Here is a 1,134-nt window from a genome sequence, read left to right as displayed (position 1 = left end):
TTGTTGTGGTTGGTGTGGGTGTGTGTTTGTGTTTGTTGCTTAAGGGCGCATGGTGGATGCCTTGGCATGCTGGGCCGATGAAGGACGTGTGAGGCTGCGTTATGCCTCGGGGAGTTGTCAACAAAGCGTTGATCCGAGGATGTCCGAATGGGGAAACCCGGCCACGGTTGTGTGTGGTCACCGTATGATGAATTCATAGTTGTGCGGGGGTGATACCGGGAAGTGAAACATCTCAGTACCGGTGGGAGAGGAAAATAATAATGATTCTGTTAGTAGCGGCGAGCGAACGCGGATGAGGCTAAACCGTGTGCGTGTGATACCTGGCAGGGGTTGCGTGTGCGGTGTTGTGGGGTGCGATGGTCAACGATCTGCCAGTCGTTGCATTTCTAGTGCGTGTTAGCGGAAGTGGCCTGGGATGGTCTGCCGGAGTAGGTGAGAGTCCTGTACGTGAAGGCGTGTGCTGGTTGTGTGTCGTGTTTGCCCCGAGTAGCAGCGGGCTCGTGGAATCTGCTGTGAATCTGCCGGGACCACCCGGTAAGCCTAAATACCTAGTGTGACCGATAGTGGATAGTACCGTGAGGGAATGGTGAAAAGTACCCCGGGAGGGGAGTGAAAGAGTTCCTGAAACTGTGCGCTTACAATCCGTCAGAGCACCTTCTGTGTGTGTGATGGCGTGCCTTTTGAAGAATGAGCCTGCGAGTCAGCGGCATGTCGCGAGGTTAACCCGTTTGGGGTAGTCGTAGCGAAAGCGAATGCTAATTGTGTGTTTTAAGTGGCATGTCCTGGACCCGAAGCGGGGTGATCTACCCATGGCCAGTGTGAAGCAGCTGTAAGAGGTTGTGGAGGCGCGAACCCACGTAGGTTGAAAACTGCGGGGATGAGTTGTGGGTAGGGGTGAAAGGCCAATCAAACTCCGTGATAGCTGGTTCTCCCCGAAATGCATTTAGGTGCAGCGTCGCGTAGGTGTGCCGGAGGTAGAGCTACTGGTTGGTTGAGCGGGACTATCATCTTAGCAATGTCAGCCAAACTCCGAATGCCGGTTTACATTGGTGCGCGGCAGTGAGACTGTGGGGGATAAGCTTCATAGTCGAGAGGGAAACAGCCCAGATCGCCGGTTAAGGCCCCTAAGGGTGT

1 rRNA gene is annotated in these 1,134 nt (G+C 54.6%); it reads left to right on the top strand.

Going from position 1 to position 1,134, the window contains the following annotated elements:
* Nucleotides 1-29: 29 nt before the first annotated feature.
* Nucleotides 30-1,134 (top strand): 23S ribosomal RNA (locus tag KBX19_RS11255); the annotation flags it as partial.

The sequence above is a fragment of the Corynebacterium sp. CCUG 71335 genome, assembly GCF_024454075.1.
Taxonomy (GTDB): Bacteria; Actinomycetota; Actinomycetes; order Mycobacteriales; family Mycobacteriaceae; genus Corynebacterium; species Corynebacterium genitalium.
This window is presented reverse-complemented; position numbering and strand designations above follow the sequence as displayed.